General features: G+C 68.8%; 19 protein-coding genes. 2 read left to right on the top strand and 17 right to left on the bottom strand.

What is annotated here, in order from left to right; translation table 11 throughout:
• Positions 1 to 68 precede the first annotated feature (68 nt).
• From ACO1BU_RS07080 to ACO1BU_RS07040, 9 genes are all read right to left on the bottom strand, one after another.
• The gene (locus ACO1BU_RS07080) at positions 69 to 974 is read right to left on the bottom strand and encodes a hypothetical protein (protein ID WP_424135215.1); all 906 of its coding nucleotides are present in this window, start codon (positions 972 to 974) and stop codon (positions 69 to 71) included.
• 415 nt (positions 975 to 1,389) lie between these two features.
• A complete protein-coding gene (locus ACO1BU_RS07075; protein WP_424135214.1) occupies positions 1,390 to 2,511 on the bottom strand; it encodes a branched-chain amino acid ABC transporter substrate-binding protein in 1,122 nt (373 codons plus the stop codon).
• Positions 2,512 to 2,570: 59 nt separating this feature from the next.
• Positions 2,571 to 3,275: an ABC transporter ATP-binding protein gene (locus ACO1BU_RS07070; RefSeq protein ID WP_424135256.1), complete on the bottom strand. Its 705-nt coding sequence runs from the start codon at positions 3,273 to 3,275 to the stop codon at positions 2,571 to 2,573.
• 5 nt (positions 3,276 to 3,280) lie between these two features.
• Positions 3,281 to 4,108: an ABC transporter ATP-binding protein gene (locus ACO1BU_RS07065; protein ID WP_424135213.1), complete on the bottom strand. Its 828-nt coding sequence runs from the start codon at positions 4,106 to 4,108 to the stop codon at positions 3,281 to 3,283.
• Positions 4,105 to 5,514, bottom strand: a complete 1,410-nt coding sequence (livM, locus tag ACO1BU_RS07060) for a high-affinity branched-chain amino acid ABC transporter permease LivM (protein WP_424135212.1) — start codon at positions 5,512 to 5,514, stop codon at positions 4,105 to 4,107. Before livM ends, ACO1BU_RS07065 begins: the two co-directional genes overlap by 4 nt.
• Entirely contained in the window at positions 5,511 to 6,425 is a 915-nt protein-coding gene (locus ACO1BU_RS07055; RefSeq protein WP_424135211.1) for an ABC transporter permease subunit, read from the bottom strand. The genes livM and ACO1BU_RS07055 overlap by 4 nt, the downstream gene beginning before the upstream one ends.
• Before the next feature lie 132 nt (positions 6,426 to 6,557).
• Positions 6,558 to 7,118 (bottom strand): NADPH-dependent FMN reductase, encoded by a 561-nt coding sequence (locus ACO1BU_RS07050; protein ID WP_424135210.1) that lies wholly within the window; start codon positions 7,116 to 7,118, stop codon positions 6,558 to 6,560.
• Between the two features lie 23 nt (positions 7,119 to 7,141).
• Positions 7,142 to 8,221, bottom strand: a complete 1,080-nt coding sequence (locus ACO1BU_RS07045) for a maleylacetate reductase (RefSeq protein WP_424135209.1) — start codon at positions 8,219 to 8,221, stop codon at positions 7,142 to 7,144.
• On the bottom strand, positions 8,218 to 8,832 hold the full coding sequence (locus tag ACO1BU_RS07040) for a nuclear transport factor 2 family protein (RefSeq protein ID WP_424135208.1): 615 nt from the start codon (positions 8,830 to 8,832) through the stop codon (positions 8,218 to 8,220). The genes ACO1BU_RS07045 and ACO1BU_RS07040 overlap by 4 nt, the downstream gene beginning before the upstream one ends.
• A 164-nt stretch (positions 8,833 to 8,996) precedes the next feature.
• On the opposite strand from ACO1BU_RS07040, the gene ACO1BU_RS07035 reads away from it, so the two are divergent.
• Positions 8,997 to 9,749 carry a CatB-related O-acetyltransferase gene (locus tag ACO1BU_RS07035; protein ID WP_424135207.1) on the top strand — a complete coding sequence of 251 codons (753 nt, stop codon included), beginning with the start codon at positions 8,997 to 8,999 and terminating at the stop codon, positions 9,747 to 9,749.
• Between the two features lie 15 nt (positions 9,750 to 9,764).
• Here ACO1BU_RS07035 and ACO1BU_RS07030 read toward each other — a convergent pair whose 3' ends face one another.
• Positions 9,765 to 10,556: a glycosyltransferase family protein gene (locus ACO1BU_RS07030; RefSeq protein ID WP_424135206.1), complete on the bottom strand. Its 792-nt coding sequence runs from the start codon at positions 10,554 to 10,556 to the stop codon at positions 9,765 to 9,767.
• A gap of 335 nt (positions 10,557 to 10,891) precedes the next feature.
• On the opposite strand from ACO1BU_RS07030, the gene ACO1BU_RS07025 reads away from it, so the two are divergent.
• The gene (locus ACO1BU_RS07025; RefSeq protein ID WP_424135205.1) at positions 10,892 to 11,227 is read left to right on the top strand and encodes a hypothetical protein; all 336 of its coding nucleotides are present in this window, start codon (positions 10,892 to 10,894) and stop codon (positions 11,225 to 11,227) included.
• 707 nt (positions 11,228 to 11,934) lie between these two features.
• Here ACO1BU_RS07025 and ACO1BU_RS07020 read toward each other — a convergent pair.
• The 7 genes from ACO1BU_RS07020 to ACO1BU_RS06990 all read right to left on the bottom strand — a co-directional run bounded on the left by ACO1BU_RS07020 (position 11,935) and on the right by ACO1BU_RS06990 (position 18,570).
• Positions 11,935 to 12,120, bottom strand: a complete 186-nt coding sequence (locus ACO1BU_RS07020) for a hypothetical protein (protein WP_424135204.1) — start codon at positions 12,118 to 12,120, stop codon at positions 11,935 to 11,937.
• On the bottom strand, positions 12,083 to 12,511 hold the full coding sequence (locus ACO1BU_RS07015; protein WP_424135203.1) for a substrate-binding domain-containing protein: 429 nt from the start codon (positions 12,509 to 12,511) through the stop codon (positions 12,083 to 12,085). The genes ACO1BU_RS07020 and ACO1BU_RS07015 overlap by 38 nt, the downstream gene beginning before the upstream one ends.
• Before the next feature lie 16 nt (positions 12,512 to 12,527).
• Positions 12,528 to 13,469 (bottom strand): NAD(P)-dependent oxidoreductase, encoded by a 942-nt coding sequence (locus ACO1BU_RS07010; protein WP_424135202.1) that lies wholly within the window; start codon positions 13,467 to 13,469, stop codon positions 12,528 to 12,530.
• Positions 13,470 to 13,473: 4 nt separating this feature from the next.
• Complete coding sequence (locus tag ACO1BU_RS07005) at positions 13,474 to 14,442, bottom strand: Bug family tripartite tricarboxylate transporter substrate binding protein (RefSeq protein WP_424135201.1); 969 nt, start codon at positions 14,440 to 14,442, stop codon at positions 13,474 to 13,476.
• 65 nt (positions 14,443 to 14,507) lie between these two features.
• The gene (locus ACO1BU_RS07000) at positions 14,508 to 15,611 is read right to left on the bottom strand and encodes an Ldh family oxidoreductase (protein WP_424135200.1); all 1,104 of its coding nucleotides are present in this window, start codon (positions 15,609 to 15,611) and stop codon (positions 14,508 to 14,510) included.
• Positions 15,611 to 16,288 (bottom strand): RraA family protein, encoded by a 678-nt coding sequence (locus tag ACO1BU_RS06995; protein ID WP_424135199.1) that lies wholly within the window; start codon positions 16,286 to 16,288, stop codon positions 15,611 to 15,613. The genes ACO1BU_RS07000 and ACO1BU_RS06995 overlap by 1 nt, the downstream gene beginning before the upstream one ends.
• A gap of 200 nt (positions 16,289 to 16,488) precedes the next feature.
• The gene (locus ACO1BU_RS06990; RefSeq protein WP_424135198.1) at positions 16,489 to 18,570 is read right to left on the bottom strand and encodes a tetratricopeptide repeat protein; all 2,082 of its coding nucleotides are present in this window, start codon (positions 18,568 to 18,570) and stop codon (positions 16,489 to 16,491) included.
• Between the last annotated feature and the right edge of the window lie 4 nt (positions 18,571 to 18,574).

Here is an 18,574-nt window from a genome sequence, read left to right as displayed (position 1 = left end):
GGCTCGCGCCCGAAGGACCCGGGGGAAGCGCCGCTTCCCCCGGGCCAGCCGAGCGGCCCGCGTGAGCCTCAGACCATCCGGCGCTGGCTGGTCAGGTGGATCAGGTCCCGCGTGCCGGTGCGGGCCCCGAGGATCGCGGCGAGCGCGCCCAGGGCGAGTACGGCGAAGCCCCAGTAGGCAGCAATGGAGGCAGCGCGCGCCGCAGCGTCGGCGGCCTCGCGCGCCCGCTGCTCGGCCTGCTGGGCGGTCCGCTGGGCCTCCTCCTCATAGGCCCGGACGCGGGCGCCAGCCTCGTCCTCGGGGATGCCTGCCTCGGCGGCGACAAGGCGGTTCAGGCGGGTGCGGTCCGCGTCGGACAGGTTGCCATTGGCCGCCCGCTTGGCGACCAACTCGCCGATCTCGGCTCCGCGCTGTTCCGGCGTCATGCGTGCCGGGTCGGCGGGGCCGGACAGGGCGATGCGGGCGCGGTCCACCAGGGCGTTGGGGTCAACCTGCGGCGCCATGGACTGGGCTGCTTGCCCAGCGGCCTGGCCAATTCCCCCGACGACGTTTGAAACGGCACTCGTGGCCGTCTGGGTCGCGCTTGTGGCCATGCTGCCCAGCAGCAGGACGGAGATGAGGCTTGCGGTGGCCCAGACGGCGGCGCCGTGCAGGGTGGCATCCTGCCCATCCGCGGTGCCGGAGAGGCGCGCGGCGACATAGCCGCCCAGGGCGAGACCGAGGAGGTTCGACACGAGCATCCAGATGCCGGCTGCGATGCCGAGCGTGCTGGCGGTGGGCGTGTCGCGGGCCTGGGCATCGACCGTGGTCAGGCCGATGCCAGCCCCCAGGAGGTTAAGGGCGATACCAATGGCAATGGCGACGAGCGCCCCCGCCAGGATAGCCGCCCAGGAGACGCGGTGCCGCAGCACAGGGGCCCCTTCGGGCATGCCGGGCGGGGATGACTGGTATTGTGACTGACTGGTGCCGGACATGGTCCTGCTTTCCTTCATTGGGCCTTGCTGGCCTGGCCGTGCAACGACATCCGGACGGCCCGGTTGCCCCAGCGGAACGGCTGAACGGAAAGCTATGTCTTGCCGGCAACACCGGCTGTGGCCGCAGGGCTGCCTTCTTCTACGGCCGGTGCCCTGAAACGCAGAAGCCCCCGGCGGTTTCCCGCCGGGGGCTTCCCATCGCGTGGCCGGTTCGCGGCCCGCGTCAAACGGTGACCCGCCGGATTGTTGGAGGAGCACGCTTCATGTCTTCAGCCCTTGGCCTCAGACAGTCGTGCTCACCCGCCGACGGTGATCCGAGTGGCGGCCGCGAGGACCTGGTTGATGCGATGAGACACCGGATCACCTCCTTTCATGTTGTTGACGTGAGCGCAGATGGATCGCTGGAAGGCCGTTTTCAAGACACCTCGGCATAGCTGCCGTTCTTCCAGACATAGAAGACGTAGTCCGGCACGGTCACATCGCCCTTGCGGTCGAAGCTGATCGGGCCGAGCACCGTCTGCCACGGACCGCCCGACTTCATCGTGTCGGCCACCTTGCGAGGTTCGATGCTGTTCGCCTTCTTCGCGGCTTCAGCCCAGATCTGCAACGCCGCATAGGTATAAAGAACGTAGCCCTCCGGATCGATATTCTTGGCGCGGAAGCGCTGCACCACCTCCGCCGCCTGCGGGCGCTTCCGCGGGTCGGAGGAGAAGGTCATCATCGTGCCCTCGCCGGCGGCGCCCGAAATCTGCCAGAACTCATTCGTCACCAGGGCATCGCCGCCGATCAGGGTGGCGTTCAGCCCCTGCTCCTTGGCCTGCCGGATGATCAGGCCGCCCTCTGTATGGTAGCCGCCGAGATAGATCACCTCGATATTCCCGGCCTTCAGGCGGGAGACGATGGCGTTGTAGTCGCGCTCGCCCGGCGTGTAGGCGGCGTAGATCGTCTCCGTCACGCCTGCGGCGTTCAACGCCTTCTTCGTCTCGTCCGCCAGCCCCTTGCCATAGGCGGAGTTGTCGTGGAGCAGGGCGACCTTCTTTCCTTTGAAATGCTCGGCGATGTACTTGCCGGCCACGGCGCCCTGCTGGTCGTCACGCCCGCAGGTGCGGAAGGTGTTCCAGGAGCCTTCGTCGGTGAAGCGCGGGTTGGTGGAAGCGGGGCTGATCTGCAGCACGCCTTCCTCCGTATAGACCTTGCTCGCAGGGATGGAGGCGCTGGAGCAGAAATGCCCGAGCACCAGCCGGACCTGCCGCCCGGCAAGCTGATTGGCCACCGATACCGCCTGGCGTGGATCGCAGGCGTCGTCGCCCACCTCAAGCGCGAGCTGCTGGCCCAGCACGCCGCCAGCGGCGTTGATGTCGGCCAGGGCCTGCTCGGCGCCGTTGCGCATCTGCGCGCCGAAGGCGGCGTTGGAGCCGGTGAGCGGGCCGGCCACCGCGACGCGGACGGTACGGCCCTGCGCCATGGCGCCGCCGGCCGAAAGGATCACGGGTGCCGCAAGCGAGGCACCGAGAAGGGTGCGGCGCTGAATGGTCATCGGGGAGATCCTCCGGTTCACTGGGGTAACGGAAGCCTAGGGCTTGGTCCGGCTTGTCTTCAATGGGTTCCGAGATAGGCGTCGCGGATCTCCTGCCGGGCCAGTAGATCGGAGCCTGTGCCTTCGAGCGTGATGCGCCCGGTCACCAGCACATAGCCCCGATGCGCGAGCCGCAGCGCCTGGTTGGCGTTCTGCTCCACCAGCAGCACGGTCAGCCCGGTTTCCGCGTTCAGCGTGCGAATGGCAGAGAAGATCTGCCGGACCACCAGGGGCGCGAGGCCGAGAGAGGGTTCGTCCAGCAGCAGAAGGCGCGGCTTCGACATCAGGGCCCGCGCGATGGCGAGCATCTGCTGCTCCCCGCCCGAGAGGGTGCCGCCGCGCTGCGCTTCGCGTTCCTTCAGGCGAGGAAAGAGAGCGAAGGCTTGTTCCAGCCCGGGCGCGGGATCGACGCCCATGGCCTGCGCGCCCATCAACAGGTTCTCCCGCACCGTCATGCGCGGGAAGATGCGGCGGCCTTCGGGTGATTGCGCGATTCCGGCCCGTGCGATCTGGTGCATGGGAAGGGTGGTGATATCGCGGCCCTCGAAGGTGATGCGGCCCTGCTGCGCACGGGGGGAGCCGAAGATGGTCATCAGCAGCGTGGACTTGCCGGCGCCATTGGCGCCGATCAGGGTCACGATCTCGCCGGCACCCACATGGATGGAAACGCCCTTCAGCGCTTCCACCGCGCCATAGGCGGCGGTGACGCCTTCCATCCGCAGCATGGCTGTCACGCCGCGTCCTCCGCCGCCGCCGACGATTCCTCGTCTTCGTCTCCGGTGCCGAGATAGGCGGCGATCACCTTCTCATCCGCCCGTATCTGGGCAGGCGTGCCATCGGCGATCTTCTTGCCGTGGTCCAGCACCACCACGCGGTCTGAGATTTTCATCACGACGCCCATGTCGTGTTCGATGAGCAGGATGGAGCACCCACCCGCACGAATCAGGCGCATCAACTTGGCCAGCTCCTCGGACTCGCGGGGGTTCAGGCCAGCGGCGGGTTCGTCAAGGCAGAGCAGGACGGGGTCGGTGCACATGGCGCGCGCGATTTCCAGACGCCGCTGCGCGCCATAGGGAAGGCTGCCGGCGGCGTCGTCGGCGCGGTCCAGAAGCCGGGTGGCTTCCAGCCACCGCCTCGCACGCTCCACCGCCGCGCGCTCGGCGGCGCGGTAGCCGCCGATTCCGAGAATGGCGGCGATGCCGAATCCCGTCGCGGCCTGGAGGCGGTTATGCTGCGCGACCAGCAGGTTCTCCAGCACGGTCATGCCGGGGAAAAGACGGATGTTCTGGAAGGTGCGCGCCACACCCGCCCGGGCGATGCGGTGGCCGGGCGTGGTGTGCAGCGCACGCTGGCCGTCGCGGCCATGCAGGATGATCTCGCCCGCCGTGGGCGTGTAGAAGCCGGTGATCAGGTTGAAGACGGTGGTCTTGCCGGCGCCGTTCGGGCCAATGATGGCGGTGATGTCGCCCGCCACCGCTTCGAAGGAGACATGATCCACGGCAGTCAGCCCGCCGAAGCGCATGACGAGGTCGTGGACCTGCAGGATGGGCGTGCTCATCCGTGGCCCTCTCCGACCAGATCGCCCGAGATGGCTTTGCGCTTGCCGAGGGAGATGGAAGGCGAGCGGGTGGAGACGAGGCCGCGCGGGCGCCAGACCATGATCACCACCATGGCGCCGCCGAAGACGAGCATTCGCCATTCCTCGAGGTCACGGAAGGCCTCGAAGCCACCGATCATCACCAGCGCGGCCAGGGCGACGCCGAGCTGGCTGCCGAGGCCGCCCAGCACGACGATGGCGAGGATGATGGCGCTCTCGATGAAGGTGAAGCTTTCCGGGCTGATGAAGGCCTGGCGGGTGGCGAAGAAGGCGCCGGCAAAGCCGCCGAACATGGCGCCGATGGCGAAGGCCGTCAGCTTCGTGTTGGTCACGTTAATGCCCAGGGCGCGGCAGGCGATCTCATCCTCCCGCAGCGCTTCCCAGGCGCGGCCCAGGGGCTGGCGGCGCAGGCGGAGCGTCACCCAGTTCGTCAGCAGGGCGAGGACCAGGATGACGTAGTAGAGGAAGACCACGCGATGGGTGGGGGAGGGTTCCAAGCCGAAAAAGTCGGCGAAGGAGCCGGGGCCGCCGCCCGCACTGAAGCTGAGGCCGAAGAAGGTGGGACGGGGAATGCCGGAGATGCCGTTCGGGCCGCCGGTGAGGGAGACCCAATTTATCAGGACGATACGGATGATCTCGCCGAAGGCGAGTGTCACGATGGCCAGGTAGTCGCCGCGCAGGCGCAGCACGGGAAAGCCGAGGGCCACGCCCCAGAAGGCTGCGAGGATGCCGGCGAGCGGCAGGCAGATCCAGAAGGAGAGGCCGAAGGTCGTGGAGAGCAGCGCGTAGGCATAGGCGCCGACGGCGTAGAAGGCGACATAGCCGAGGTCCAGCAGCCCAGCGAGGCCAACCACGATGTTCAGCCCCCAGCCCAGCATCACATAGGTCAGGACGAGAATGCCGAGATCGAGCCCGTAGCGCGACGTGCCGGGCAACATCGGGAAGGAGATGGCAAAGATCAGCAGGAGAGGCGCCACGAAGGTGCCAATGCGGGTCAGCAGTGCCGTGCGGCGGGCGGAGCGCGGCGAGGAAGCGGGGCGGAAATGCTCCCAGATATTGAGGAGCAGGCGGCCCGCGAAGGTGATGGCGACGAGGATGGCCACGTCGCTCCAGCGCGTGCGGAGGATCAGGCCGCCGCCGCCGGGGCCGACATCCGTGCGCAACCCGACCAGCGGGACAAAGAGCACAGCGGCGACGAGGGCGGCGATGGCGGCGTCGCGCAGCGCATGGGTCAGGGGCGGGCGCGGGCTGGCGGGGATGGGCGCGCGCGGGATGCCGCCCATCTCGCCGGGTTCGGGCACGCCATCGTCGCTGCGGGGCACGCCGCCCTCATGCGGCGTGCCGAGGACGGATCCGGCGCCGCTCATACCTTTTCGACCTCCGCGCGGCCGAGCAGGCCGGTGGGCATGAAGATCAGCGTGACCACCAGAATCGCGAAGGTAGCAACATCTTTGTATTCGACAGTGAAATAGGCGCTCCAGAAGGTCTCGATCAAGCCGATCAGGAGGCCGCCGAGCACCGCGCCGGGCAGGGAACCGATGCCGCCAAGCACGGCGGCGGTGAAGGCTTTCACCCCCGCGAGGAAGCCGATGTAAAAGTCGATCACGCCATAGCGCAGCAGGTACATGGTGCCGGCCACGGCGGCGAGCGCCGCGCCGATGACGAAGGTGATGCTGATGGTGCGGTCGGTGTCGACGCCCAGCAACCCTGCCATCTTCCGATCCTGTTCGCAGGCGCGCATGGCCCGGCCAAGCGGTGTTCGTGTGACGAGCCAGGTGAAGATCGCCAGCACAGCCAGCGTCACAATGACGATCATGGCCTGCATGGTGGAGATGGAGACGGCGAAGCCATTGCCGTGCCAGATTTCCACCCCGCCGGTGACGAGGGACTCGATCGGCTTCACCCGCGCGCCCTGGGCGACCTGCACATAGTTCTGCAGCACGATGGACATGCCGATGGCGGAGATCAGGGGCGCCAGGCGGAAGGAACCCCGCAGCGGGCGGTAAGCCACACGCTCCACCGACCAGCCATAAAGGGCGGTGACGGCCATGGAGACGAGCAGCACGAGAAGGATTGCACCGGGGCCGGCCGCCCATCCGCCCGTGCTGATCAGCACGAAGGAGATGAGGGAGATAAAGGCACCGACCATGAAGATGTCGCCATGGGCGAAGTTGATCATGCCGATGATCCCGTAGACCATCGTGTAGCCCACCGCGATCAATCCGTAGATCATGCCCAGCGCGACACCGTTGATCAGCTGCTGCAGGGCATAGGCCAAGCGTTGTCTCCGTCCGTCCCAGTGTTGGTTTCGGCGCCCGGTTTGCCCGGTTCCACCATCGGCCGTGAAGCGTCCCGCATGCAGGCTAGGCCGGGATCGCGCGCCCCGCCAAGGGGGCGCGCGACGGTCTCCTCAGGCCTTGATGCGCTGGGCCCAGTCCCGCAGCGCCACGACGAGCTGCGCGATGAAGCCGCGCGTGGCCTCATCGGTCAGCCGACCATCGGCGCCGATCTTGGCGCCGGACTGGGCGATGAACACCTCCGGCTTGTTCAACGGATAGGCATTGAGGAAGACGCACATCTTGCGCAGGTCGTATTGCGCGCGGGCGGTGCCGAGCAGGCCCTGGCTGGCGCCCATGATGGCGATGGGCTTGTTGTCGAAGGGCTGCTCGGGCGGGCGGGAGGCCCAGTCGATGGCGTTCTTCAGCACGCCGGGGATGGAGTAATTGTACTCGGGCGTCGCGATCAGCACCGCGTCGGCGGCACGGAGGGCGCGGCGGAAGGCCTCCACGGATTCGGGGTAGCCGCTGCCCGTACGGACGTCGTCGTTATAGGGCGGGATGTCGCCCAGCCCCTCATAGATCGTGACAGTCACGCCCTCGGGCGCGAGCTCCGCCGCCGCGCGCAGGGCGGCGGTGTTGTGGGAGCCGTTCCGGAGGCTGCCGGAAATGCCGAGGATCCTGAACTCGCTCATGCGTGTGTCTCTCCAGAAGGCTGTCAGGGCGGATCGGCCAGCGGCGGCTCGCCGGCCAGCGCCCGGGCGAGCAACGCTGCCACTCCCGCCTCCGTCACCGGCCGCGGATTGGCATAGGGGCTGGCGGTCGCCAATCGCACGGCACGGGGCAGGTTCGCCTCCTGCAATCCCAATGCCGCGAGCGAGCGAGGCACGCCCAGCCGCCCGGCCAGGGCCCAGAGGCCAGTGGGAGCGTCCTGCACGCCCAGGGCGCGGGCGATCCGGACCATGGCCTCGGGCGCTGCGGGGGCGTTGAAGGCGGCGGCATGCGGCAGGATAACCGCATGGGTTTCGGCATGGGGCAGGTCGAAGCCGCCGCCCAGCGCGTGGCAGAGCTTGTGGTGCAGACCCATGGTGGACTGGCCAAGCACCGTCCCGCAGAGCCAGGCGCCGTAGAGGGCTTCCGCCCGCGCCGCGAGGTCGCGCGGCGACTCGAGAATGCGGGGCAGGGCGGCGGCCAGGGCGCGGAGCCCCTCCTCCGCCATCAAGGCTGTGATCGGCGTGCGGTCGGGGGCGTAGAGCACCTCTACCGCATGGGCGATGGCATTGAGGCCGGACACGGCGGAGATGGCGGGCGGAAGGTCCAGGGTCAGGGCTGGGTCATAGAGCACCACCTTCGGCAGGGCGCGCGGGTCGCGCCCCGTGCTCTTCGCGCCGCCCTCGGTCAGGCCCCAGATCGAGGTGTTTTCCGATCCTGAATAGGTGGTGGGGATCGCGAGGATCGGCAGTCCGGTGGAGAGCGCGACCGCCTTGCCCAGCCCGATCGCGCTGCCGCCGCCCACGACCACCAGGGCATCGGCGCCCAGTTCATCGGCACGGGCAGCGGCCGCCTCTGCCACCCGAACGGGCACATGCATCCGCGCCTCGGCATGCAAACCGGCGGCGAACGGACCGATGGTGGCTGTGACCCGTTCCCCAAGCGCGCGCTGGCCGGGGGTGGAGAGGATGAGGGCGCGGCGGGCACCCAGCGCCTCCAGCTCCGGCGCGGCGCGATCCAGGCTGCCTTCCCCGAAGACCACGCGCTGTGCGACCGGTGCGTGGACGAAGGCGAGGGGTGGGGTCATTCTTCCCAGGACAGGGCCTCCCCGCGCAGCCAGGCCGCGCCGGCAGCGTAGAGCGCCTGTACCTTCTCCCCCTTCAACCCGGGCATATCGGTCTTCACCTCATAGCCGATGCCGGTCTGGAGATAGGCGAGGTGGCGGTAGCCCTCGGGGAAGCGGGCGAGCAAGGCCTGGTCCAGCTCAAGCCGCGCGGCGGGGTCCACCGGGTCCATCCGGTCCTTCTCGTAAATCGGCTGGCGGAGGACCAGCTTCCAGCCATCCGCCTTCTCCTCGATGAAGTCGTAGAAGCGGCCGGTGCAGACCACGTCCACCACCACGCCATGCACCGGGGCACGCTGGGAGATGGTCATTTTCGTTTGCGCAATGGCACGGCGGCCGGAGAGGTCCACCGAGCAGCCGCCGAGAAAGTGAAGGATGGAGACGCCCTTGGCCCATCCTTCCTGGCTGGCCTTGATGAAGCCCGCGGCGGGGGCCTGGCACCAGGTGGCCATCATCCGGCCCTCGGGCGCCCAGACAGTCGCGAAGCGTTCCCAGTCGCCGGCATCGCGCCAGATCGCCCAGTTCTGCACAAGTTCCATGACCTGCATGCGGCGCATCAGGGCGTCTTCCCTCATCCCGGCTTTCCCTCCGACCCTCGCTTTCCTTCGACTATGGGCGAGCGGGGCCGTTCTGGCGAGCGCGCGGCCTGAGGAGGCGGCAGGAGGGTTCTCCCTTGGTGCTTCTCACGGAAGCGCGATAAGGCCCGGCGCGGTGCAGTTCTGCCCTTGGAAAATTGCCTATGGACGTGACCCTGACCGAGCGCAGCATCGCCTGGCTGCGTGAGGCCCGCCTGTTCTTCGAGTTCAATAAGGCGATGTTCCGGCTGAAGCCGGGAATGACGCTGTCCTTCGGCAACACCACCACGGTCGAGCCCTATTGCGGCATCCTGAATGGGACGCAGATCTGCGAGATCGGGGCTTTCTCTTATTCCCGATCGCCTTTGCCAGCGGCGATGAGGATCGGCCGGTACAGCTCGATTGCTCACGGCCTTTCCGTCCCGAGCCCGCGGCACCCCCTCGAGAAGATCAGCACCTCCCCGGCTTTCTATGATCCGCGCTTCTCGGTTGTTCAGAGCTTCATGGAGGATGCGGGAGAACGGGACATCCAGTTCGAGAAGACCGTTCAGAGGCCCGCGCCCGTGATCGGGAACGACGTATGGGTGGGGGCGAATGCGGCGCTTCTGCCGGGGGTGAGCATTGGCGATGGTGCCGTGGTGGCCGCACATGCGGTGGTCACCCGGGACGTGCCACCCTATGCGGTCGTGGGTGGGAATCCTGCTCGGGTCCTACGATACCGCTTCGAGAAGGAGATGGTGGACGCGTTGCTGGAGGTTCGCTGGTGGCAGTACCGGTTCACCGACCTCAAGCATGTGAGTCCTTCCGACCCCGCCGCGGTGATCGAGGTTATCCAATCCGGCAGGACGGCAAGTGGCGCTCCGCTGGAGCCCTATGCGCCAGAGCCGGTGTTGCTTGCGCGGATACCCCGGGGCTAGGGAGGGCCACGGCTTTCAGGGCAGGGCTGGGCCGCTGAGCCATTGCCGCTGCTGTTCCATGAAATAGTCCAGCGGGCGCACACGGATGCTGTCCAGCAAGCTGTCGGCGTCCATGCCTGCGTTCGACAGGATGTCGCGGACCTCCGTGACAACGATGTCCCATCGCCGCGCCAGGTCGCCGAGCTTCGGGCGATGTTCGAGGACCCAGGGCTTCATGCCCGCGAAATGATAGAAGACGGCGTCCGGCGCATCCGCGGTGGTCCGGGCGTTGTACTGCCGGGGAAGATTGGCGACGCCGGGGCGGCCGATCCAAAATCTGTTCAGGAACTGCTGGTCGGGCAGCTTGAAGCCCTGATGGCTGGCGGCGTAGCGCTTCAGCATGTCAGCGGCGACGCGGCGATCCGGCCGGATGATCATCACGCCGCTGTTCCACCTTCCATCCTGTGCCTCGACCGCGGCAAGACATTGCTCGCTCCCCAGCAACGGGATGTCATCCGGATTTCCGAGGATCAGCAGATCGCTGTCCAGCACGCAGACCTGTTCGAAGTCCTCCAGCTCCCACATGCGGAGCTTGGTCATGGTGAGCCTGTACCGGAAGGCCGCCACATGGGGGTTCTTCATCTCGACGGGCCTGGTCTTCACCATCTCCTTGCTGAAGAGCCGAAGCGCATGGATCTGCTCGGGCGCCAGCGGGCCCGCTACCACGAAGAGGAGCGGCTTCGCGCTGTGCCGCATCTGGTGCGCCAGGCACATCGCCAGTGCGACATCGGCATAGACCAGATTGGCCCAGGCAAAGTCCTTCTTCACGTCGTCCCTCCAACCTGCCCGGCCTGTCCGGCCACTTAGGACGAGTGCCAGCATCGGCCCGCCTGCGCGCCATCCCACCGTGGGGAGCGACCTAGCACGTGAATTGCGTGGAGATCAGATACGGCCGGGCGGCAGGCAGCATGGCCGGGAATTCAGCCCCGTGCCGCGACAGGGTGCAGTCCGGCGGCCCCGAGGACCGGCGCGTGTTTCGGCGAGGCCTGCAAGCGATCTGGTGAGTGGGGCGCTTGACCCGTCCGCGGGTGAACGTCCCAATCGGGAATGTCCACGCGATGGAAAGGCCCGGAAAGGGCGGGGGCAATGGGAGAGGAGTGTCCATGCCCGAATCCCCGCCCCTGGTGCGTCGCGCCGCGCTCGGACAGCCGGCGGTGGTGGAAAGGCGGCCAGGGGCGGGGGCACCATCGCGGCAGAAAGCCTGGCCCGCGCGCCATCCGCCGTCGGGGGCAACCACCGCGAGCGAGGTGCCGGTCTGGCTCAAGATCGTGGGGACGGCCGGCGGTATTCTTGTCGCGGGCCTGACGATCCTTGGCATGGTCTGGAACCTGGCCATGACGCCGGTCACGGCGCGGGACTACGGTCTGACCCAGCGAACGGGGTACTGCGGGCCGGGCTCGATACCGGCTCTGCCGCCGGCAAGGGCAAGCAGGGTTTAACGCTGTTCCATCGCCACTGGGCCTTGCCACCCTCGGCAACTACTCCAGCCACCGCGTGTCCGTCCACGCCGCCGCAGTGGGCAGGAGATCGGCGTCCTACACAGAACATGCAATAATGTTGAAGTTTAAACATTCCGCAAAGCGGAACGGATAGGTGCTGTTGACCAGCAATCATCCCGCCGCGCGGCAGCAGCACCTGATGAGCGGAACAAGCTCCTCGCCCCAGAACGCGTCGAACATGCGGAGGGCATGCATGCGCTCAAGGGACACCAGTGTCTCGGTCAGCCCGTCGGCGGTTTCACATTCTACAACGTAGCGAATGGGGCCAGGTTCGGAGCTCCGACTGACAGTGATCCCGGTGATACGGGCGAAGCCAGGCGGCGGCGGAAGAGGCACCCGGCGTGAATACCTAAGTTGCTGCATGGCTCCGGGTAGTACCAAAACAGATCGTTCTGCAACCCGGAATCCCGTTGCGAGCGCGCCCGCCAGAACCTTGGCGAACTGGAGAACGACGATGGCACCCCCTGGTGGCCGTCGGCGCCTCGTTGCTGCCCAGCCTCATCGACCTGCTCGCAGGCGATAAGACGGATAGGGGGGACGGCACCGTTGCTGATACTGTGCGGCCGGTTGACGGCACGGACGACCCTGTTGGCGCCGGGAAGATCAGAAATTCTCCTCCGGCCCTTCTCACGGCGGTGCGCCGGGGGTCAGTGGGACGCAGTGATCGGCTCGAGGCCGGCGGCCTCCAGGGTGGGGGCGGCTTCGGGGGAGGAAAGGAAACGGATCAGCCCGCTGGTGACGGGCTGCGCGGCACCCTGGAAGGCGGCGGCCGTGAAGATCGCGACCGTGCCCATCTCAGGGGGCAGGCGGCCGATCACCTCGATGCCGGGCACGGCTAGCAATTCGCTGACCTGCTGCACGGCAAGGGCGGCCTCGCCGCGCGCCGGTGCGCGAATAGGCGATCGAGGGCGCCGCCAGCAGCGTCGCACGCAGCTCCTCCACCGTGGCCATGGGTGGATGTGGCGCCCCGGCCCGCACGGCGAGCCCGATATGGAAGCGCACGAGATCCGTGCGGCTCTCCGCGTCAAGCAGGCCCTCGGCAATCAGTTCCGACACGCCCTCGGCGGTCAGGATCACCAGATCCGCCCGCTCGCCGCCGCGGATGCGGGCGAGCAGCCCGACGGTCGGGCTGAAATCCGCGTCGATGCGCGTGCCGGCCGCGGTCTCGCCCGCCGCCGCCGCCAGGGACCGCATGGCCCCGACCACCGCAAGGGTGGAGAGCATCCGCAGCCCGGCCGGATTAAGCCCGAGGCTCCAGTCCCGACAGCTCGGCCACCAGCAGGCTGAGGGCGGCCGAATCCATGCCGCCGCGCCCGCTATTCACCAGTGCTTCCATCATCTGCGCCACCATGGCGGTGGCGGGGGCGAAGACGCCGTGGTCGCGCATGGCGGCCAGTGAGAGGCGCGTGTCCTTGCGCATGAGCTCCGCTCGGAAGCCGGGCTGCAACGTGCCCTCGATCATGCGCTTCGCATGGTTTTCCAGCACGAAGGACTTGGCCGAGCCGCCCAGCAGAGCCTGGCGCATGGCCATTGGGTCCAGCCCGGCCTTGCGGCCCAGCGCCAGCGCCTCCGATACCGCCTGCATCGTCGCGGCGACGAGAAGCTGGTTCGCCGATTTGCAGACCTGCCCGGCGCCGGGCGGGCCGAGATGGGTGAAGGTCCGACCGACGGATTCCAGGAAGCGCCTTGCGGCGGCGAAGGCGGTAGCATCGCCGCCAATCATGCAGGTGAGCGTGCCGTCGCGTGCGCCGGCGGGGCCGCCGCTGACCGGGCTGTCCAGCAGATAGGCGCCGCGCTCTTCCAGCAGCCGCTTCGCGAAGCTGGCGGCGGGGGCGGCGGCAATGGTGCTGAAGTCGATGACCACCGTGCCCGGCGCCACGCCTTCGGCCACGCCCTGGGGACCAAAGAGCACCCGTTCCACATCCGGCGTGTCGGGCAGGCACAGGCCGATGCAGGCAGCGCCATCCGCGGCCTCGGCCGCCGTCGGCGCCCAGCGGGCGCTGGCCGCCTCCAGCGCCGCCGCCTTTTCGCGGCTGCGATTGTGCACGGTGAGCGCGAAGCCGTTCTTGGCGATGTTGGCCGCCATGGCGGCGCCCATGACGCCAAGCCCGATGAAGGCGACATGCGCGGGCGGCGTGATCGGATCCAGCGCTTTCGTCCCCTCCGACATGGCGGTGTCCATGGGGTTAACTCCTTCCTAGTGCGGCGCGGATGGAATCCAGCAGCCGGTCCATTGATTGCTGGAAGGCCGGGCCATCGGCATAGCCATCGGCCTCGCCCACTCGTTCCATGAAGCGGGACCAGGTGGCGGTTTGCATGCCCTGCCGGAAGCGGTCATGCAGATAGGTCACCATCTCATCCGTCATGCCGGCGGGGCCGACCCAGCCCTTCATGTTGTCGGCGACGATGTCGTAGCCCAGTTCACGCAGCGTTGGCACATCCTTGTAGGCCGGCGCACGCTTTTCCGAGGCGATGGCAAGGGCCTTCAGCTCGCCGGAGGTGACCTGGCTGCCCAGCTCGTCCGTCGCGTTGACGTTGAGTTGTGTCTGACCGGCCAGCAGCGCCTGCAGCGCCGGGCCGCCGCCGGTATAGGGCACATGCAGGAACTGCACGCCCGCCGCACGCTCGATCAGGATGAAGATGGCGTGGGAAAGGGAGCCGATGCCCGCGGAGCCATGCGCCAACCCGCCTGGGTCGGCCTTGGCCACCGCGAGCGCCGCGGCGAGGTCGGGATAGCGCGGCTGCGCGCCGCCCTTGCAGGACAGGATGTGCCCGTTCCGAGTTAGGCGGATCACGGCGCGGAAGGATTTCTTGGGGTCGTAGGGCACGTCGCGGAAGGCGGGCAGGGAGGTGCTCTCGCTGCCCCCATGCATGACCAGCGTGTGACCATCGGGCGCGGCGCGCGCCACGAACTCGGCCGCAAGCGCACCACCCGCGCCGGGCTTGTTAACCACCACCATCGGCACGGGCATCAGTGGCGCGCAGGCTTCCGCGATGGTGCGGGCGATGATGTCGCTGCCCCCACCCGGCGCGTAGCCGACGATCAGCTGGATGGGACGTGTGGGCTGCCAGGGGCCGATCTGCTGCGCGAGCGCCGGGCAGGCGAGCGCCGTGCCGGCTGCGCCGAGGAGGCCCCGGCGGGTGGTCGTCATCATCTTGTTCTGTCCTCCCCTTCTCGCCTCGCGCCTGTCATCAAGAAACAGCCGCGCGGCGATGCGCGCTAGCCGTCGGTCAGCACGTAGCCTGCCCCCGATCGCTTGCAGATGTCGCGGATAAGCGTATCCAAAGTGACGGGCACGGGGATGCCTTCGGCCAGGCGGCGCTCCCGCTCTGCCTCCTCCGGATCGCCGGCCACCAGCACGGGGCGCGCCGGATCGGCGGGCGGCGTCGCATGCAGTTCGTCGATCATGGCGTCCAGTTCCTCCTCGAACCCACCCTCGGGCCGGAAGGCTCGCGGGTCGATCGCCATGAAGAAATGGCCGACATCATCGGGATCGCCGGGCTTGCGCGTCTTGTTCCGGATGGCTCCGAAGGCCGCGCCGGTGAGGGTGGTGGAGAGAATCTGCACCATCACGCCCAGGCCATAGCCCTTATGCCCGCCCGTCACCTCCGCGCCGCCCAGTGGCGTAACCCCGCCACCCGGACGCTTGAAGATGACCTCCATGGCCTCGGCGGAATCGGTCACGGGACGCCCGGCCTCGTCCACCACCCAGCCCTCGGGGATCGGCTTCCCGTTCAGGTCGTAGACCTTCACTTTGTTGGCCGCGACGGTGGTAGAGGAGATATCCAGCACGAAGGGGCGGTTCCGCAGTGCCGGCGCCGCGAAGGCGATGGGATTGGCGCCGAGCAGCGGCAGCGTGCCGCGCGTGGGCACCATCAGCACGGTGCGCGCGGAGCTGGTGATGAAGCCGATCACCCCTGCTGCGGAGGCAATGCGGGCGTAATGGCCGGCCGCACCGAAATGGTGCGAATTCCGCACGCCCACGGCGCCGATCCCGGCCGCGCGCGCCTTCTCCACCGCAAGGCGCATGGCGAAATCCGCGTTGGGATGGCCGAGATTCGCGCCGCCATCCACCAGCGCGGTGGCGGGCGAATCCAACACCACGCGCGGCCGTGCCGTCAGGTCGAGCTGCCCGCTGTTCCGGAAGGTCTCGTACATCATCAGCATCGACAGCCCGTGGCTGTCGATGCCCATGAGGTCGGTCTCCACCATCGCCTCGGCAGTGGTGGCGGCCAGATCCTCCGCCATGCCCCAGGCGTGGAGCACGTTCAGGATCTGGCGCCGGACGCGTTCGGCAGGGACCTGCAGCGGGGCGGCGGGCATCAGCGGGTGACCGACACGCCCTTGGCCGCCAGGGTCTCCTCGACCCAGCCGCGCACCCAGCCGCCGCCATGGATGGCGGCGGTCGTCTCCGCCTCCTTGGCCGCGTGCTTCTCGGCATCCGCGATGACCTTGGCGGCCTCGGCCCGCGGAATGACGACCACGCCGTCCTCATCCGCCGCGATCAGGTCGCCGGGCATCACCACCTGACCGCCGCAGGCGATGGGGTAGCCGATCTCGCCCGGGCCGTCCTTGTAGGGGCCCGAGGGATTCGCGCCGCGCGCCCAGACGCCGATATCCATCTTGCGGACGCCCTCGATATCGCGGATGGCGCCGTCGATCACCAGGGCGCCGACGCCGCGCGCGGTCGCATGGCCGATCATCAGGTCGCCGGCGAGGGCGATGTTCAGGTCCCCGCCGCCATCGCAGACGATCACCTCTCCCGGGCGGGCCAGGTCGATCGCGCGGTGCAGGAAGAGGTTGTCGCCCGGGCGCGCCTTCACGGTCAGGGCGGGGCCGACAAAGGCCCTGCGGCCGCCATAGGCCAGGAAGCCGCCGCGCATGGACTGAAGGCGGCTCATGACATCGCCGATATTCGCGACGGGCAGTTTCGCGGCGCGGGCGATCAGGGCGGCGTCGGATTCGGGGCGCGTCTCCGCGATGCGAAGGCCGATAGTCATACGGAACACTCTCCTGGCGAGGTGCCGGAAGCGGCTGGAGCGGCGCGGGTCCCGTGACGCGCGCGGCGGGGTGCCCCGCGTATCATGACGTTCCTCTCCGTGCCGTTCTGGCGGCGTCGCGCAGGATCGACCCGTTCGCGCCGGCTTGGCAAGGCGCCGTCCCATAATGATGGAGGCGGCGTGATCTGCCCTGCGCGGTTTCAGGCCGCGAGGCGCTCCGCTCCTGCCAGGCAGGTGGCGGCACGCGCGATCACCGCCTCCCAGCCTTCCTCGCGCGTGCGGCGGTGCAGGCGCAGGCTCGGGTACCAGGGGCTGTCCGTGCGGTGGAGGAACCAGCGCCAGTCCGGCAGGGGCGGGATGAGCATATGGACGGGGCGGCCCAGCGTCGCGGCCAGATGGGCGACGCTGGTGTCCACGCAGAGCACAGCATCCATGGTGTGGAGCGCGGCGGCGGTGTCGGTGAAATCCCGCAGGCGCGGGCGGAGATCGGTGAGCGCTGGCGTGGTGGCCAGAAAGGCCTCGTCCTCCGGGCGTAAATCGGTCTGGACAAGGAAGGCCTCCACGCCCGGGCGCAGCACGGGGGCAAAAAGGGCGAGGGGAATGGAGCGGTGGCGGTCGCCCAGATGGGCGGGATTGCCGGAGCAGGCGATGCCCAGGCGCATGCGGCCGCGCGGCAGGCTGGCCTCCCAGGCGGCGATGCGGGCGGGGTCCACGGATGGGGCGACCGGGGAGGGAATGGTGCCGAGGGTGGTGCCGAGCACCAAGGGCAGGCTCATGAGCGGGCATTGCGCGTCATGGGGCGGGGTGGGGTCCTCGGGGGTGAGGAGGGCGTCGATGCCGGGGAAGCCGCGCAGCAGGGGGACCAGGGAAGGCTGCACCTCCAGCACCAGACGGCCACCGCGTGCGGCGGCCTGGGGGAGATAACGGAGCATCTGGATGGTGTCGCCCATGCCTTGTTCCGCATGGAGAAGGAGGGTGCGGCCTGCCATGGGCTCGCCACCCCAGAGGAGGCTGGCGGCGTGGCGATGGGGCGGGCGGCCCTTGCGGCGCCAGCGCCATTCATAGCCCGCGAAGCCGGCCTCCAGCTCCCCAAGGGCAAGGCGGCTCAGCGCCTCGTTCCAACGGGCATCGGCGAATTCGGGATCGATCGCCTGCGCCTCGGTGAAGGCCGCGATTGCCTCGGCATGGCGGCCGAGGCCACGCAGCGCGTTGCCACGGTTGTAGGGGATGCTGCGATTGCCGGGATGCAGGGCGGCGGCACGGGCGAAGCAATCCAGCGCCTCCTCGAAGCGGCCCAGTTCGGTCAGGGCGTTGCCCCTGCCGTTCCAGGCCTCGCCGGAGGCGGGATCGGAGCGCAGGGCGGCACGGTCGGCCCGCTCGGCTTCCTCATGGCGGCCCAGGCGCGCGAGGGCAGCGGCGCGGTTGCGATGGGCGTTGGCGGTTTCGGAAATGGTAAGGGCCCGGTCGGCGCTGGCCAGCGCCTCCTCATGCCGGCCGAGGTCGCAAAGCGCGGCGGTGCGGCTGGCATGAGCGTCAGTCAGGTTCGGGTTCAGGGAAAGGGCGCGGTCGAAGCTCGCCAGGGCCTCGGCGGGGCGCCGCAGGCCGCGCAGGATGATGCCGCGGGTGGTCAGTGCGCCGGGATCGTCGGGGCGGAGCATGAGGGCGATCTCGATGCTGGCCAGGGCTTCCGCGTCCCGGTCCAGGTCGGCCAGGGCTGTGGCGCGGTTGGCATGGGCGGTGGCGTAGGTGGGATTGCGGGCGATCGCCTCGTCATAGGCGGCCAGGGCCTCTGCCGGCCGGTTCAGCTCGCGCAGGACATTTCCGCGGTTGTTGTGCAGCTCCGGCAGGTCGGCCCCCAGGGCGCGGGCGGATTCATGGGCGGCCAGGGCCTCGGCGGCGCGGCCCAGGGCATGGAGGGCGTTGCCCCTGCCGATCCGGGCCTCCACCAGCCCCGGGTCGAGCGCGATGGCGCGGTCGAAGGCGGCCAGGCCTTCATCGGCATGGCCGAGCTCCACCAGCGCATTGCCGAGATTGCTGTGGACGAAGCCCTGGCGCGGATTCTCCGCGATCGCGCGGCGGAGCAAGGGAACGGCGCCGGCTGGGTCGCCTGCCATGGCCCGCAGCAGCCCGAGCAGGTGCAGGGCGGCGAAGTGGCGGGGGAAGCGGGCGAGGACCGCACGGTAGATGGGCTCGGCCGCTACGAGGTCCCCGGCGCGGTGCAGCGCGAGGGCGCGGGCCGTATCTGGCTCCGGGTCCTGCGGGTCGGGGCTGTTATGGGGCAATTCC

This window comes from Roseomonas chloroacetimidivorans (assembly GCF_049629625.1).
GTDB lineage: Bacteria > Pseudomonadota > Alphaproteobacteria > Acetobacterales > Acetobacteraceae > Roseomonas > Roseomonas chloroacetimidivorans.
Note: the sequence above shows the minus strand (reverse complement) of the source record. Positions and strands in the feature narration are given on the sequence as shown.

What these genes read in the sequence shown, in the direction of transcription:
- ACO1BU_RS07010 (WP_424135202.1), bottom strand. Translation starts at nt 13,469, where the DNA reads ATGGACACCGCCATGTCGGAGGGGACGAAAGCGCTGGATCCGATCACG.
- ACO1BU_RS07000 (WP_424135200.1), bottom strand. Translation starts at nt 15,611, where the DNA reads ATGCCCGCCGCCCCGCTGCAGGTCCCTGCCGAACGCGTCCGGCGCCAG.
- ACO1BU_RS07040 (WP_424135208.1), bottom strand. Translation starts at nt 8,832, where the DNA reads ATGAGGGAAGACGCCCTGATGCGCCGCATGCAGGTCATGGAACTTGTG.
- ACO1BU_RS07080 (WP_424135215.1), bottom strand. Translation starts at nt 974, where the DNA reads ATGTCCGGCACCAGTCAGTCACAATACCAGTCATCCCCGCCCGGCATG.
- ACO1BU_RS07065 (WP_424135213.1), bottom strand. Translation starts at nt 4,108, where the DNA reads ATGAGCACGCCCATCCTGCAGGTCCACGACCTCGTCATGCGCTTCGGC.
- ACO1BU_RS07045 (WP_424135209.1), bottom strand. Translation starts at nt 8,221, where the DNA reads ATGACCCCACCCCTCGCCTTCGTCCACGCACCGGTCGCACAGCGCGTG.
- ACO1BU_RS07075 (WP_424135214.1), bottom strand. Translation starts at nt 2,511, where the DNA reads ATGACCATTCAGCGCCGCACCCTTCTCGGTGCCTCGCTTGCGGCACCC.
- ACO1BU_RS07005 (WP_424135201.1), bottom strand. Translation starts at nt 14,442, where the DNA reads ATGATGACGACCACCCGCCGGGGCCTCCTCGGCGCAGCCGGCACGGCG.
- livM (WP_424135212.1), bottom strand. Translation starts at nt 5,514, where the DNA reads ATGAGCGGCGCCGGATCCGTCCTCGGCACGCCGCATGAGGGCGGCGTG.
- ACO1BU_RS07050 (WP_424135210.1), bottom strand. Translation starts at nt 7,118, where the DNA reads ATGAGCGAGTTCAGGATCCTCGGCATTTCCGGCAGCCTCCGGAACGGC.
- ACO1BU_RS07015 (WP_424135203.1), bottom strand. Translation starts at nt 12,511, where the DNA reads ATGCTCTCCACCCTTGCGGTGGTCGGGGCCATGCGGTCCCTGGCGGCG.
- ACO1BU_RS06995 (WP_424135199.1), bottom strand. Translation starts at nt 16,288, where the DNA reads ATGACTATCGGCCTTCGCATCGCGGAGACGCGCCCCGAATCCGACGCC.
- ACO1BU_RS07070 (WP_424135256.1), bottom strand. Translation starts at nt 3,275, where the DNA reads ATGCTGCGGATGGAAGGCGTCACCGCCGCCTATGGCGCGGTGGAAGCG.
- ACO1BU_RS07025 (WP_424135205.1), top strand. Translation starts at nt 10,892, where the DNA reads ATGCCCGAATCCCCGCCCCTGGTGCGTCGCGCCGCGCTCGGACAGCCG.
- ACO1BU_RS07035 (WP_424135207.1), top strand. Translation starts at nt 8,997, where the DNA reads ATGGACGTGACCCTGACCGAGCGCAGCATCGCCTGGCTGCGTGAGGCC.